Below are 13,534 nucleotides of genomic sequence, written 5' to 3' on the forward strand. Positions count from 1 at the left end.
CGCGATCGCGGAAACTGATCGCGGCGCAACGACTCTAGCAATCGCCCGCACAGGGCAAGGTAAACACGAAGCGCGCGCCCTGCCCGGGCGCGCTGTCGACCGTCACGTCGCCGCCCATCGCGCGGGCGAGCCGGCGGGCGATGTATAGCCCCAGCCCGCTGCCGCCCGGCTCGCGCGGATCGACCCGCTCGAATTTCTCGAAGATGCGCTGCTGGTCGGCGAGCGCGATACCCTTGCCCTGGTCGGCGACGATCACCGCGCAGATATCGCCCTCGCGCTCGATGCGGATCCACACCATGCCCTCGGGCGGCGAGTAGCGCACCGCATTGCCGATCAGATTGACCAGCACCTGCAGGGCACGGCGAAACTCGCCGGTCGCGGCGAGCGTCTCTTCGGCCGAGGGCTTGTCGATCCGCACCCGTGCCTCACCCGCGCGCAGCGCCAGCAGCCCGGCGGCGCGGCGCGCAACGTCGGCTAAGTCGATCGCTTCGGCCGCGACCGCGAAATCGGGGCGTTCGATGAATTGCAGGTCGACCAGATCATCGACCAGCCCGGCGAGATGCCGCCCCGCCGTCGCGATGTCGGCGGCGTAATCCGCATAATCCTGGCGCAGCGGCCCTTCCGACTTGGCGCTGATGCTGTCGGCATTGGCGATGATCCGGTCGAGCGGCCCGCGCAGCGCCTGGTCGAGCCGCGCGGCGAAGGCGGTCGTCGCAGCGTCTGCCTGCGGCATGTGTGGTGCGACCCGGGTCTCGTCGGGAACCGGTTCGGCCGATCCGACAAAGCCGGCAAAGGCACCGCTCTCATCGGTACGCGGCGTCGCCGACAATGTGACGCGCCGCCCGGTCGCACGGATCGTCGCGAGCTGCCCGTCGAAACGCTGATGCAGCGCAAGACCGCCGAGAATCGGAAAGCTGCCCTCGCCATCCTCGCCGAGCACGAACAATTTGGTCAGCGGCTGACCGAGCAAGCCGGCCGCATCGAAGCCATAGCGCGCGCCGGCCGAAATCGACACGAAGCTCAGCCGCAGCGCCGCATCGGCCTCCCACAGCCACTCGGCACCGCTGCGCAGAAAGTCACCCTCGCGCTGCTGCGCCACGGCGGCGGGCTGCCACGGCGTCCGCATGCGCCAGCCCGTGATCGCCAGCCGCACGCCGCTGCCATCGGGCTCGGCACGCACCCAGAGCTCGACGTCATCATCGCCTTCGGCCGCCACCACGGCACGCGATACGAGGATACCGAGGCGCTGCGCGAGGCGCGCAATGGTGGCGATTTGTGGCACGGCGAGCGGCGCATCGAGCGATCCGCCGGCGCGCGCGTTGAGATCGTGCAGTCGTTGTTCCGCCTCGACCAGCCGCCCGCTCGCATCGACCCGACCCCGTACCGGCGGCATCATCGGCTCGACCATGTTCATGCCGCGCCGCCACGCGCCAGCGAGCGCATCGCCGCACGATAATCCGGGTGGAGCAGCAACGGTGCGAGCGCAATGCGCGCGCTGGCGGCGGGGAGTTCGGCGATCGCATCGAGCCGGTCGGCAAAGGCTTCCACGTCGCGGCGCGGGTCGGCCTCGGTCAGCGCCAGCCCGATCCGCGCGATCGAACTGCGGTCGAGCTCGAGCGCGCGCAGCACCGGCCAAAGCTGGTCGCCGGCCGGATCGAGCGCAATGTCGCGCGTCTCGCCATAATCGAGCCCGAGTGCATGCGCGATGAAGGCGATGAACAGCGGCAGCCGCCGGTCGGCGAGCGCCTCGACCAGCAACGTCGCCAGTTCGTCGGCATGCGCATCGACCGCTGCGGCGAGGCGCATCGCCGTCGCCTCGACGCGGTCGCCCTCGTCATGCGCGCCGACCTGGCGCAGCGCTGCCTCGGCCAGCGCGCGATCGAGCAACACGACATTGTCGCCGGCATCCTCGCTGTTGCGCTCGCGCAGTGCGGCCGCGACCCACCAGACCAGCCGGTGATGCAGCTCGGCGGGCAGATCGCTCCACCCCTGCGCCTCGCCCGGCGGGGCGGCGCGACGCCGGCTTTCCGCGGCAAGCAGTGCCATCGCGCTGCTCGCCACCACGCTGTCGGGGCTTTGCGCGAGCCGCGCAAGCAAGCTCGGCCAATCGGGTTCGTCGGGCGCCTGCACCGGCAGCGCCTCGCCCAGAACATCCGCCCTTACCCGGCCGACCAGTTCGCGCATGAGCTCGGTATCGCGCATCAGCCCGGCCGATACCAGCCGGTCGAGCACCGGCCGGTGATCCGACACCAGCGCCTGCGCGAGTTCGGGTTCGCTGCGTCCGGCCAGCAGGCGTGCGGCATGCTGGCGCAGCGCCGCTTCGACCGCGCCGGTCATCCCGGTGATCGCTGTCGCCAGCGCAGCGCGCGTGCGGTCGTCGAGTCGCGCTTCTTCGGGCAGAAAGAAATCGTCGATCGCTACCGCCAGCCGCTGGTCGGCACGCGGGATCGCGGCTGCCGCGCGTGCGAGCAACCCCATGGCGCTCTTGCGAACGCCGTCATCAATGTCGCCAACGTCGATCGACATGCCCTCCGCTCTAGGCAAGTGTCGTTAAAACCGCCCTAAGGCTTTTCGCGCAACGCCTCAACGGCGGCGGCCAGCGTCAGCGCGGCATAACCGGCCGCCACCGCCAGCGCCGCGATCGGCTGCCCACCGATCGCCAGCGGCAGCATCACCAGCAGATAGGCCAGCGAGCTGGCCCACCAGCGCCGCCGCACCGCCGCACCGCCGGCGCGCTCGACCAGCCCCGCTGCGACGATCCCGGCCAGCGCGACGACGAGCCCGGTCGTCGTGCCGCTTGCCAGCCGCGCGCTGTCGCCGAGCAGCAGCGCCGCCAATGCCGCCGTCAACAGCGCGCCACCGCGACCGAAGCGCATCAGCGCATCCTCGTCGCGCAGCCAGGCGAGCACCGCGCCGATCGAGAAGCACATCACCGCGACGGTCATCGCGCCGAGACCGCCGCCAACCCAGCCGAGATGCATCGCGCCGCCGCCCAGCGCCGCGAGCACGAGCCCTGCCCCGCCCAGCGCCGTGGTCGGCACCGCACGCGCCACCAGCCGCGGCAAAGCGAGCCGGATCAGCGGCGCGAGAATATAGCGGTCGGCCCAGCGGATCGGCGGCGCGACGAGCGCGGCGAGAATCGCCTTGCCGCGATCGGCAAGGTCGCGCGAGTCGCGGAAAATGCCGTGCGTCGGGTCTTTCGCCGGCAGCCGCAGATGCGTCACGCCGTCCTGCGCCGCGACGCGCAACAGCGTCGACTGGAAATCATAGTCGCGCGGCAAGGCGGCGACCTCGGCGACGTGGCGCGGATCGAGCCGGGCGAGACCGGCCCAGGCGGTCAGCGCGCCGACGCGCTCGAAGCCCGGCGGCGCGTCGCGATCGTCGATCACCAGCAGCGCATCCTCACCTTCCGCCGCCATCTGCGCGACGATGTCGCCGGTCGTGACCAGTCCGTCGGCGACCACCAGCAGGCGCGCGAGCGGGTGAAGCTTTTCGGCCACTTCCGTCGCGGTGCGCACCGCATCGACCGCCGCGCCGCGCCGCCCGATGCGATTGATCGCGCCGAGCAGCTCGGGCGTCATCCGCGCGACGACGAGGATGATCTGCGACGCGCCTGCGCCGATCAGCAGGCGCGCCTGGAACTCGACCAGCGTCAGCCCGCCGAACGGCAGCGTCGCCGCTAGTACCCCGGGACGGTCATCGGCATCCTCGGTCGCAAAAATCAGGCCGGCCAGCATCGCGAGGCTGTTAGGCCGTCATGTCCGCGATGGCAAAGGGTTAGACTTCCGCCGTGAAGGGCGAAAAATCCGTCCCCTCGTCATAGACGTCGACGCCCTCATGCTTCTTGAGCCAGCCGACCACGGCATAGGTGACCGGCGTCAGGATCACTTCCCAGCTCACCTTGAGCACGAACTGGGTGAACATCACCGTCAGCATCGCCTGCACCGGCCAGTCGGCCAGGCCGTAAAAGGCCAGCGGATAAAAGACGAGGCTGTCGGCGCCCTCGCCGACGATCGTGCTGCCGATCGTCCGCGTCCACAGCATCCGCCCGCTGGTCCAGATCTTCATCTTGGCGAGCACGAAGGAATTGAGCAGGTCGCCGACCCAGAAGGCGCACAGCGAGGCAAAGGCGATCCGCCCGCCAATGCCGACGCTGACATAGGGGAAGGTGTCGATCAGGTGCGGCGGCAGGCCGAAGACATATTCATACTGCGCCTGGCCATGCCAGTCCGCCGCCGGGCGCAACGCGACCACGGTCCATTCCATCACTACCAGGAAACACAGCGCGGCAAAGCCAACCCAGACCACGCGCCGCGCCCGGGCATAGCCATAGACCTCGGTCAGCACGTCATCGAGGACATAGGAAATCGGGAAGAACAGGATGCCCGCACCGAACGGCCACAGCCCGAAATACGGGAGGTCGATCACCGCGCGCTTCCCCGCGCCGACGACGTTCGACAGCACGAGGATCACGACGAACGCCGCCATGACGATATCGAAATAGCGGAAATGCGCGCCCTTCACCTCGCGCGCCGTCACCCGCTGCAATGTCATCGCCCACCCCTTACGTCTTCGTAAGGCACCGTTATGATCAGCGTTTCCCCGCCGTGCAATCCACGCTAAAGGGCACGCCGGGCGCCCGTAGCTCAGCTGGATAGAGCACATGCCTTCTAAGCCTGTGGTCGCTGGTTCGAATCCAGCCGGGCGCGCCAAATACCCCCGTCTGCCGCTACATCGAAGCGGCCGCCATCTGCACGTCCAGTTGCCGCGCATAGCTTTCGAAATTCGGCACAAGATCAGCGATCGTGAATTGATCGAGATGTCGCGCGAAAGCTTCCAGTGCACCAGCCAAGGCATGGCGCAATCCGCATGCCGGCGTCACGACGCAACTGTTAGTCGTCGCGTCGAAGCATTCAACGAAGGCCCCGGTGTCTTCCATCATGCGCATGATCGAGCCGACGTTCAGGTCACTGGCTGGCCGCGCCAGCTTGAGACCGCCGCTCCGACCGCGGACGCCCTCGACGAGTCCTTCCGCGGTCAATCGCTGCGCGACCTTCATCAGGTGGTTCTTCGAGATGCCATAAGCGCGAGCGATTTGCGCGATCGAATGGTGGCCGTCTTTCACCGCCAGGAACATCAATGTGCGGAGAGCATAGTCGGTCTGGACGGATAATCTCATAAAAAGATGCATATCATATATTTGATTTTGCCGCCAAGGCGGGTAAAGCATGTATATAAGATACATCTTAATCGAGTCGAGGCAGGTATGACATCGAACCACGCCGAACAGGCACGGTCGCGCAAGATGGCGGATGCGCTGGCATGCGGCATCGATGACGCCTTCATTTCGCGGCTCGTGGAGAGTTTTTACGATACCGTCCGCCAGGATAGCATGCTCGGTCCGATCTTTGCGGAACGGATCGAAGACTGGCCGCACCATCTGACGCGCATGAAGGATTTCTGGGCCTCGATCATGCTCGAATCCGGTCGTTTCAGCGGCAACCCGATGCGCAAACATATCGCCATCGGCGGGCTCGATGAGGCACATTTCACTCGCTGGCGGTCGCTCTGGGACCGGACGCTTGCCGGGATTGCGCCCAACGCGGCGGTCGCGGACCGGTTTCGCGAGGCGGCGCAGCGGATTGGCGAGAGCCTGCTGACCGGGATCCGGATTGACCGGGGCGGTCTCGCCGCCATCTCCGCGGGAGTAGCCTCGTGACATCGACCCCCTATAGCGCTTCGCCGATCTTCGACGAGCAAAGCTTGCCCGACGCGCTGCGCAACGATCATCGCACCAAGGCGGGCACCTGGGGGCTCCTGCGGGTGCTGGACGGCGAAGTGCGGCTGATCTTTGTCGATCCGCCAAGCGAGCATCTGGTGACGCCCGACAATCCGGCGCTCATTGCGCCGCAGGCAACCCATCATGTCGTGCCGCTTGGCCCCATGACGATGCAGGTCGAGTTCTACCGGGAACGCCCGGATGTCAGCGACGGGGCGCACCGTGGATGACCTCGCGCTTGTCCGCGCGGTGCATGTCATCGCGGTTCTGTTCTGGATCGGTGGTGTCGGCTTCGTCACCTGGGTTTTGATGCCGACGCTAAAGGCAACGGAATTGCCGCAGGATCGGCTGCGCCGCTTTCAACAGATGGAAGCGCGCTTTGCCTGGCAGGCACGCCTGTGGGTCCTGCTTGCCGGCGCAAGCGGTCTGTGGCTGGTCGCGCGCGCGGACCTATGGAGCCGGTTCCTTGACGACCGGTTCTGGTGGATGCACTTAATGGTGGCGCTCTGGACAGTGTTTACACTGATATTGTTCGTAATCGAGCCGCTGCATCTGCATCGCCGTCTTGCCGCTTCAAAATCTCCCGAAGCAGATTTCGTTAGAATGATACGACTGCATCAATTATTACTTGCTGTCAGTGTCATAACAATTTTTGGCGCTGTAGGCGGTAGCCACGGCCTGTTCTGAGCGGAAAGGGTTTGGGGCATGAAGAGCTATCATACGACATTCAGCATCAAAAGGCTGTGGATCATCCTGTCGGTCGGCATGGTGGTCATGTTCGGTATCCTGCTGCTGCTCGGCCAGCAAATCTACCAGCAGGCGCCGCCCATTCCCGAAGCAGTGAAATCCCAAAGCGGTGAGACTTTGTTCACCCGCGCCGACATCGAGACCGGGCAGAATGTCTGGCAGTCGATCGGCGGGATGGAGCAAGGCTCGATCTGGGGCCATGGCAGCTATCTGGCGCCCGACTGGAGTGCCGATTGGCTGCACCGGGAGGCGGAGGCATTGCTTGCCCTGTCGACTTCGCCGCTGCCCGCGGGCGTGTCTGCCACTCAGGCCGATGCCATGCGCAAGGCCGCGCTGCAGGAGGAAATGCGCAGGAACACCTACGATCCGGCGTCCGGCGTCATAATGGTCAGCGACTCCCGCGCCCAAGCGATCCGGCAGGTGCAGCAGCATTTCGTCAGCCTATACGATGGCGGCGACCCCGCCTCGCTCAAGCTTCGCCGCGACTATGCCTTTCCGGTCTACGGTGAGTTGTCGACGGCGGAAGCCCGGCAGCTTGCCGCCTTTTATTTCTGGACGGCGTGGGGGGCGACCACGGACCGTCCGGGCCAGACTATCACCTATACGAGCAATTGGCCGCATGAACCCCTGGTGGGCAACAGCCCGACGACCGGCACATTATTGTGGAGCCTTGCTTCGGTCATTCTGCTGCTTGCCGCGGCCGGCGCGCTCATTGCCTATTACGCCAAGCAGTTCGACGTCTGGCGCACCGACATATTGCCCGAAGACGGCATGGCGACGTCCGACATTCTGGGGCAGTCCGTCATCACGCCGTCGATGCGGGCCACGGCGAAATATTTCTGGGTCGTCTGCGCGCTGTTTGTGGGGCAGGTGCTGCTCGGCATCGTGACCGCCCATTATGCGGTCGAAGGCCAGGGGCTCTATGGCTTGCCCTTCGCGGAATATCTTCCCTACACGATCACCCGCACCTGGCACACGCAGCTCGCGGTGCTGTGGATCGCCACGGCGTGGCTGGCGACGGGTCTCTATGTCGCGCCGATGCTGGGCGGACGCGACCCCAGGTTCCAGCGGCTCGGCGTCAATTTCCTGTTCGTCAGCCTGCTCATCATCGTCATCGGCTCCTTCGCGGGCCAGTGGGCGGCCGTTCACCGCTTCTTCAGCAGCCTGACGGCGAATTTCTGGTTCGGACATCAGGGCTATGAATATGTCGATCTCGGCCGGTTCTGGCAGATTTACCTTCTCATCGGCCTGTTCCTGTGGGTGGCGCTGGTGGTGCGCGCGCTCTGGCCCGTCCTGCGACGGGAAGGCAGCAAGTCTCTTATCTATCTGGTGCTGGTGTCGGCGCTCGCCATCGCGCTCTTGTATGGCGCGGGACTTATGTGGGGCCAGCACACGAACATCGCCGTGATGGAATATTGGCGCTGGTGGGTGGTGCATCTGTGGGTGGAGGGCATTTTCGAGGTTTTCGCCACGGCCATCATCTCGTTGCTGTTCGTTCAGATGGGTATCCTGCGAACCTCCACCGCCACGGTGATGGTGTTGTTTGCGACGATCATCTTCCTGTTCGGCGGGGTGCTCGGGACCTTCCATCACCTGTATTTCAGCGGGACGCCGACGTCGGTGATCGCGGTCGGTGCGATGATCTCGGCCCTGGAAGTGGTCCCGCTGCTCGTGGTCGGCTTCGAGGCCTATACGCGCCACAAGGTCGAGCATGAGGCCGAGTGGGAACGGATATATCACTGGCCGTTCATGTTCTTCGCCGCCGTCCTCTTCTGGAATTTGCTTGGCGCCGGACTGTTCGGTTTCCTCATCAACCCGCCGATCGCACTCTATTACATGCAGGGGCTGAACACGACCGCTAACCATGGCCATGCCGCCTTGTTCGGTGTCTATGGCATGCTTGGGCTTGGGCTGACGCTCTATTGCATGCGCGGGCTGACCGACGTTACGCGGTGGAACCAGAAGTGGATCAGGAGCTCCTTCTGGTCGCTCAACATCGGCCTTGCGATGATGACCTTCCTCTCGTTGCTCCCGCAGGGCATCCTGCAAACCTATGCCAGCGTCGAGCATGGCTATGCCTATGCCCGTTCAGCGGAGTTTATCCATAGCCCCATCATGCAAGCGCTGGTGTGGGCAAGGGTGCCCGGTGACGTTGTCTTCGGCTTCGGCGTCTTCGCCTTTGCATGGTTTATGTTCCGTGCATTCATACCCGCCAAGGAACGAGCTTCGAGGCGCTGAGGGGCAGTCAATCGAGGAAATTCGACCGAGCAGACGCGAGCTTCCTCACTTCGCAATTCGCGGGAACGGTGGTTGTTTCCCATCCGATGGTCCCGCAGCGGGCACGAACCGGACGAACCAGCCTGACCGCTGCGGCGCTAGATTTTCGGCGAACAACAGCGTCGCGGTGGCAAGCCGAGCCGGCCGATCAAACCCGCGTGCCCACCGCCACGATCATCCCGTCGGCCAGCCACTGACCGAGCCAGGCGCCGGCTTGCGCGATCCCGTCACGTTCGCCGCGCTCGGCGACGATGGTGGCGCACAGCCCGCCGAACGTCGCGCCACCGCGCGCCAGCAGGACCGCTCGGTGTTCGCCCGCATCGATCGCGCGAAAACGCGACGCCATGCTCTGCCGCCAGACAATCAACGCGCCCGGCGCCTGATGAAATTCCACCGGCGGCGGCGCCACCTCGCGCGAAAGTGCCGACCAGATGTCCGCCGCGTTGGTCCGCGCCTCAGCGATGTCGAGCGTCGGCGTGAAGCGCATGACGGCATTGTCCCAGTCGACTTCCGCGACTTCCGCGACATCCGCCACCATCAACGCCACGGCATCACACGCCACGAAGACCTCGCCCAGCGCCAGTTCGAGCCACGCCAGTTCGGCGACCTCGGGATCGCCGGGATAGAGCAGCCGCAACGTTGCCGGGAAATCGCGCGGATAGGCGTCGAGCGTCCAGCTGCTCGGCGGCACGCGTTCGATATGACGTACCACCGCCGCATGAAACGCCGCGCCGCCGATCCATGCCAGCGTCCGCGCAAAGCTCTCCTCGAGACAGGCGATGAGCTGCGCGCGGTAATTGTTCTGATAGACGCGCAGGCCCGGCGCCGCGCCCGCGCCGAGCCGCCCGGCGGCATCGTCGCAGCCGCCGTCCAGCCACCGGCGCATGTCGCGCTGCAACTCGAGCAGGGTCATGCCGCCGCCCGGTCCTGCACACCACCGATCGCGCGTGCGACATCGAGCTCGGAGAGCAATTCCGCCAGCGGCGGGATCGCATCGTCGCGCTCGATCATCGTCGCGACCGGGCCGAGCCGCGGCACGATATGCGCGTAGAGATCCCATACCGAGGTGCACACCGGCGCGTCATGCGTGTCGATCAGCAGTTCGGTGCCCTGGCTGTGCCCGGCGAGATGGATCTGGCGGACATGGCGTGCGGGCAATCCGTCGAGATAGGCGATCGGATCGAAGCCGTGATTGGTCGCGCTGACGAAGACATTGTTGACGTCGAGCAGCAGCCGGCAGCCCGTGCGGCGACACAGCGCGTCGAGAAAGTCCCATTCGGTCATCTCGCCGGCAAAGGCGACATAGCTGGACGGATTTTCGATCAGCATCGCGCGGCCCAGCGCGTCCTGCGCGCAGTCGATATTGGCGCACACCAGGTCGAGCGCCTCCTCCGTATAGGGCAGCGGCAACAGATCGTGGGCATTGAACCCCTCGATCTGCGTCCAGCACAGATGGTCGGACACGAACAGCGGCGCGATCTCGTCGACCAGCGCGCGCAGCCGCGCGAGATAGGCGCGGTTCAACCCGTCAGCCGAGCCGATCGACATCGACACGCCGTGCAGCGCGACGGGATAACGCTCCCGCACCTCGCGCAGGATCTGTCGCGGGCGCCCGCCATCGACCATGAAATTCTCGGAGATCACCTCGACGAAATCGACCGCGACGCGGCCATCGAGGAAATCGCCATAATGCGGCTTGCGCAGGCCGAGGCCAAAGCCGGCAAAGCGAGGAAGCGTCATCGCATGGTCATCCCGTAGGCGGGCCGGCGACGCGTGCGCCACCGGCCCGAACCCTTCAATTCGGCGCGGTCAGGCTGCCGCCGGCGGCGGTGCACTTCTTGGCCGACATCGCCTTGAAACCCTGGCCCTTGCAGCTGTTCTGGCCCTTGCAGTCATTGTGCGCGGTCTTGCAGTCAGACGTGCCCTTGCACGTGTTGACGCCGTAGCAATGCACCACGGCGCCCTTGGCCGAGGCCTGCGCGGTCGGCACGGCGGCAGCGAAAGCGACGAGCGCGGCGGAGGTGGCGATGCTGACGCCGGTCTTCATGGTGATCATCGAAAGGGGTCTCCCCGAAAGGTTGTTGCCGGATTGGCTACCCCTGTTCGCGTCGCCCGCCCGATCGGTTACAGGCGGATCGCGCCACCGCACCGGTCATCGAGAAAGCGCGGCTCATCGGCCGACGCGCGCCTGCGCGATTGGCAGCCAGATCGCCGACACCGTCCCCGCCCCCGGCACACTGTCGCACCGGAACGCGCCGTTGAGCGCCTCGGCGCGCGCCGCCATGTTGGCGAGACCCTTGCCGCGCGACACGCCGGCCGGGTCGAAGCCCTTGCCGCGATCGACGATCTCGATGCACACCCCCGCCGCACCTTCATGGTCGCGCGCGGCGCAGCGCACCTCGATCTGCGCCGCGTCAGAATGATTCAGCGCGTTGCCGATCGCTTCCTGGAGAATGCGCAGGATGTGCAGCGCGCCGATCGGGTCGAGCCAGGGCAGGACCGGCGCGGCTTCGACCTTCCACACGAACGTCATGCCGGCGCCCTTCAGCTCGCGCTCCATCCGGTGGCGCAGATTGGCCAGCAGCGCGACCACGTCGCCTCCGGTCGGTTCGAGCGAATCGACGCCGATCCGCAGGTCGGCGAGCGAGCGACTGAGCGTGGCGATGGTCTCGGGCGATTCGTCGCGATGACGCGCATTGACCAGCGCGGTGAGCAGGCTCGACCCGATCCCGTCATGGATGTCGCGCATGATGCGCTCACGCTCGAGGTCCACGGCATGGGCGATCCGGAGTTCGGCGCGCGCCGCCTCGCTGTCGACCAGGCTGGCGCGCGCCTCGGCGACACGCGCCTCGAGCGTCAAATTGACGTCCTCGACGTCGATCAGCGCATTTTGCAGGCGATGGGTCAGCGTCGCGTCGAACGCGGCGAAGATCAGCAGCCCGCCATAGGGTAGCAGGTAGAAGCTGGCGCCGCCGGTAAGGTTGAAGGTGAAGACCATGTCGTGAAAGGCGAACGCTATCGCCAGCGTGATCGCGGCGAACATCGTCCATTTCGCGGCACTGGGATCACGGCGGCAGGCGCGCAGCATGAGCAGGATCATCGCCGCCGAGACCGGAAAGGCCAGCGCGAAACTGGGCAGCTCGCTCGCATGCAACGCGACGAGAACATGGCGGAACGCAATCGCAACCAGCGCGAAACCACCCAGCTGGAGCTGGATCCGCCGCGCCTGGGGCAGCTCGAACACACAGGCGGCAAAGCCAAACGCCACCGCCAGCAGCACGAACAGCGAGTCGGTGGTCATGATCCAGAAGGCGGCAGGTTCGAACGGCGGGTCCTGGACGAAATAATGCAGGTTGCGGAACAGCCAGACCAGGCCGAGCGCGAACAGCCAGCCATAGCTGCGATCGGCCGGGCGCCGCACCCAGAAGGTCATCGCCCCGATCGTCACGATCAGCAGATAACCGCTGACGATCTGCGGGGCGATCGTGCTGAGAAAGGTCTCATTGTTGTACATGCTGCGGATCGGCCGATCGGCCCCGACACGCACATTGCCGATGCCGAGCAGCTGCGGCGTGGTGGTCTCGATCCGGAAGGCGAGCTCGTTGGCGCCGGGGCGCAGCATCGCCTCGGGCAGCGGCACGAACAGCGGATGGTTCCATGCCAGCGTCGGGTCATCCTTCTCGGCACGCGTGCGATAGAGTTCGACGCCGTTCACCAGGACGGTGAGGTTGTCGCGGATCATCTCGACATACAGCGCGATCGGCAGCGGCCCCGCCGCGCGGCGGTCGAAGCGGAAGCGCACCCATGCGACAGGTTCGGCCGCCCCCGGCGCGGCGCGGCGCAACAAGGTGAAGTCGGGCACCGGGCCGCGCTGCCAGCCGTCCGCCGGAATGGTTCGGGAGCCCGAGAAGCTGTAATCGGCATGGGAGAAGCCAACCACAGGACCTTCACCAGCCCCGCTGGCCGCCCCGCGCACGACGAAGATCGCCAACCCGACAAGGATCAGCAGGAAAATGGCCCAGCGGCGCGACCACTCAGCGCGCATCCATGATCCCGCGGCTCGATGCCTCGAACACTGCTTCCGATCGCGAATTGACCTCGAGCTTGCGGTAGAGATTCTTGACATGGGTGCCGACGGTCAGCCGCGAAATCGCCAGCAACTCGCCGATCTCGGCATTGCTGAAACCGCGCGCCAGCAGGTTGAGCACCTCGCGCTCGCGCGGCGACAGTCCCTGCTCCAGCGGAAGGTCCGGCACCTGCGGCGTCTGGAACTGGTTGAGCAATGCGCGCGCGATGATCGGGCTGATCGGCGAGCCGCCGCGTCTGATCTCGTGAATGTCGTCGACGCAGCCGGCAAATTGCTCGTCCTTGAGCAGATAGCCTCGCGCGCCGGCCTTGATGCTTTCGAGCACCTTCGCCTGGTCGGCGAAGATGGTGATGACAATGATGTCGGCATCGGGGTGGCGCGCCGCCGAGGCGCGGATCAGCGCGATGCCGTTGCCATCAGGTAGCCCGAGATCGCACAGCAGCACGTCGTAACCGCCCGTCTCCACCAGCCGCATGCCCGCCGCCAGGTTGCGCGCGACCGCGACGACTTCGATGTCGGCGGCCGGATCGATCGCCGAACGCAGCAGGTCGATAATCGACGGGTCGTCCTCGACGATGGCGGTGCGGATCATCGCGTCTCTCCCCCCAGCGCGGCGGGCGATCCGCGGCCGGTCGCCCTCATCG

General features: G+C 66.0%; 14 protein-coding genes and 1 tRNA gene. 5 read left to right on the forward strand and 10 right to left on the reverse strand.

What is annotated here, in order from left to right:
* Nucleotides 1-34: 34 nt before the first annotated feature.
* From U1839_RS08655 to U1839_RS08670, 4 genes are read right to left on the reverse strand one after another with little or no spacing between them, the layout of a single operon-like run.
* Nucleotides 35-1,414, reverse strand: a complete 1,380-nt coding sequence (locus U1839_RS08655) for a sensor histidine kinase (RefSeq protein WP_332803261.1) — start codon at nt 1,412-1,414, stop codon at nt 35-37.
* On the reverse strand, nt 1,411-2,526 hold the full coding sequence (locus tag U1839_RS08660; RefSeq protein WP_332803262.1) for a DUF2336 domain-containing protein: 1,116 nt from the start codon (nt 2,524-2,526) through the stop codon (nt 1,411-1,413). The genes U1839_RS08655 and U1839_RS08660 overlap by 4 nt, the downstream gene beginning before the upstream one ends.
* 35 nt (nt 2,527-2,561) lie before the next feature.
* The gene (locus tag U1839_RS08665) at nt 2,562-3,737 is read right to left on the reverse strand and encodes a hypothetical protein (protein WP_332803263.1); all 1,176 of its coding nucleotides are present in this window, start codon (nt 3,735-3,737) and stop codon (nt 2,562-2,564) included.
* Between the two features lie 40 nt (nt 3,738-3,777).
* Entirely contained in the window at nt 3,778-4,554 is a 777-nt protein-coding gene (locus U1839_RS08670) for a queuosine precursor transporter (RefSeq protein ID WP_332803264.1), read from the reverse strand.
* Nucleotides 4,555-4,635: 81 nt separating this feature from the next.
* Here U1839_RS08670 and U1839_RS08675 point away from each other — a divergent pair.
* Nucleotides 4,636-4,712: transfer RNA gene (locus tag U1839_RS08675), tRNA-Arg, on the forward strand.
* Nucleotides 4,713-4,729: 17 nt separating this feature from the next.
* On the opposite strand, the gene U1839_RS08680 is transcribed toward U1839_RS08675, so the two are convergent.
* Entirely contained in the window at nt 4,730-5,179 is a 450-nt protein-coding gene (locus tag U1839_RS08680) for an RrF2 family transcriptional regulator (RefSeq protein WP_332803358.1), read from the reverse strand.
* Between the two features lie 87 nt (nt 5,180-5,266).
* Between U1839_RS08680 and U1839_RS08685 the strand changes: the two genes are divergently transcribed.
* From U1839_RS08685 to U1839_RS08700, 4 genes are read left to right on the forward strand one after another with little or no spacing between them, the layout of a single operon-like run.
* On the forward strand, nt 5,267-5,719 hold the full coding sequence (locus U1839_RS08685) for a group III truncated hemoglobin (protein WP_332803265.1): 453 nt from the start codon (nt 5,267-5,269) through the stop codon (nt 5,717-5,719).
* Nucleotides 5,716-6,009, forward strand: coding sequence for a TehB family protein (locus U1839_RS08690; RefSeq protein ID WP_332803266.1), 294 nt, complete (start codon nt 5,716-5,718; stop codon nt 6,007-6,009). The genes U1839_RS08685 and U1839_RS08690 overlap by 4 nt, the downstream gene beginning before the upstream one ends.
* Nucleotides 6,002-6,466, forward strand: coding sequence for a hypothetical protein (locus U1839_RS08695; protein WP_332803267.1), 465 nt, complete (start codon nt 6,002-6,004; stop codon nt 6,464-6,466). Before U1839_RS08690 ends, U1839_RS08695 begins: the two co-directional genes overlap by 8 nt.
* Before the next feature lie 18 nt (nt 6,467-6,484).
* A complete protein-coding gene (locus tag U1839_RS08700) occupies nt 6,485-8,764 on the forward strand; it encodes a nitric-oxide reductase large subunit (protein ID WP_332803268.1) in 2,280 nt (759 codons plus the stop codon).
* A gap of 187 nt (nt 8,765-8,951) precedes the next feature.
* On the opposite strand, the gene U1839_RS08705 is transcribed toward U1839_RS08700, so the two are convergent.
* From U1839_RS08705 to U1839_RS08725, 5 genes are all read right to left on the reverse strand, one after another.
* The gene (locus U1839_RS08705; protein WP_332803269.1) at nt 8,952-9,716 is read right to left on the reverse strand and encodes an HvfC/BufC N-terminal domain-containing protein; all 765 of its coding nucleotides are present in this window, start codon (nt 9,714-9,716) and stop codon (nt 8,952-8,954) included.
* Nucleotides 9,713-10,543: an MNIO family bufferin maturase gene (gene bufB, locus U1839_RS08710; RefSeq protein ID WP_332803270.1), complete on the reverse strand. Its 831-nt coding sequence runs from the start codon at nt 10,541-10,543 to the stop codon at nt 9,713-9,715. The genes U1839_RS08705 and bufB overlap by 4 nt, the downstream gene beginning before the upstream one ends.
* A 55-nt stretch (nt 10,544-10,598) precedes the next feature.
* Nucleotides 10,599-10,859 carry a BufA2 family periplasmic bufferin-type metallophore gene (gene bufA2, locus U1839_RS08715; RefSeq protein ID WP_332803271.1) on the reverse strand — a complete coding sequence of 87 codons (261 nt, stop codon included), beginning with the start codon at nt 10,857-10,859 and terminating at the stop codon, nt 10,599-10,601.
* Between the two features lie 114 nt (nt 10,860-10,973).
* Nucleotides 10,974-12,848 (reverse strand): sensor histidine kinase, encoded by a 1,875-nt coding sequence (locus U1839_RS08720; protein WP_332803272.1) that lies wholly within the window; start codon nt 12,846-12,848, stop codon nt 10,974-10,976.
* A complete protein-coding gene (locus U1839_RS08725; protein ID WP_332803273.1) occupies nt 12,838-13,482 on the reverse strand; it encodes a response regulator in 645 nt (214 codons plus the stop codon). Before U1839_RS08725 ends, U1839_RS08720 begins: the two co-directional genes overlap by 11 nt.
* Nucleotides 13,483-13,534 lie beyond the last annotated feature (52 nt).

It is taken from the genome of Parasphingomonas halimpatiens, assembly GCF_036663795.1.
Classification (GTDB): domain Bacteria; phylum Pseudomonadota; class Alphaproteobacteria; order Sphingomonadales; family Sphingomonadaceae; genus Sphingomonas.

Bases quoted from the DNA above. Each gene is read 5' to 3' on its own strand.
- U1839_RS08655 (WP_332803261.1), bottom strand. From the start codon at position 1,414: ATGAACATGGTCGAGCCGATGATGCCGCCGGTACGGGGTCGGGTCGAT.
- U1839_RS08660 (WP_332803262.1), bottom strand. From the start codon at position 2,526: ATGTCGATCGACGTTGGCGACATTGATGACGGCGTTCGCAAGAGCGCC.
- U1839_RS08665 (WP_332803263.1), bottom strand. From the start codon at position 3,737: ATGCTGGCCGGCCTGATTTTTGCGACCGAGGATGCCGATGACCGTCCC.
- U1839_RS08670 (WP_332803264.1), bottom strand. From the start codon at position 4,554: ATGACATTGCAGCGGGTGACGGCGCGCGAGGTGAAGGGCGCGCATTTC.
- U1839_RS08680 (WP_332803358.1), bottom strand. From the start codon at position 5,179: ATGAGATTATCCGTCCAGACCGACTATGCTCTCCGCACATTGATGTTC.
- U1839_RS08685 (WP_332803265.1), top strand. From the start codon at position 5,267: ATGACATCGAACCACGCCGAACAGGCACGGTCGCGCAAGATGGCGGAT.
- U1839_RS08700 (WP_332803268.1), top strand. From the start codon at position 6,485: ATGAAGAGCTATCATACGACATTCAGCATCAAAAGGCTGTGGATCATC.
- U1839_RS08705 (WP_332803269.1), bottom strand. From the start codon at position 9,716: ATGACCCTGCTCGAGTTGCAGCGCGACATGCGCCGGTGGCTGGACGGC.
- bufB (WP_332803270.1), bottom strand. From the start codon at position 10,543: ATGACGCTTCCTCGCTTTGCCGGCTTTGGCCTCGGCCTGCGCAAGCCG.
- bufA2 (WP_332803271.1), bottom strand. From the start codon at position 10,859: ATGATCACCATGAAGACCGGCGTCAGCATCGCCACCTCCGCCGCGCTC.
- U1839_RS08720 (WP_332803272.1), bottom strand. From the start codon at position 12,848: ATGCGCGCTGAGTGGTCGCGCCGCTGGGCCATTTTCCTGCTGATCCTT.
- U1839_RS08725 (WP_332803273.1), bottom strand. From the start codon at position 13,482: ATGATCCGCACCGCCATCGTCGAGGACGACCCGTCGATTATCGACCTG.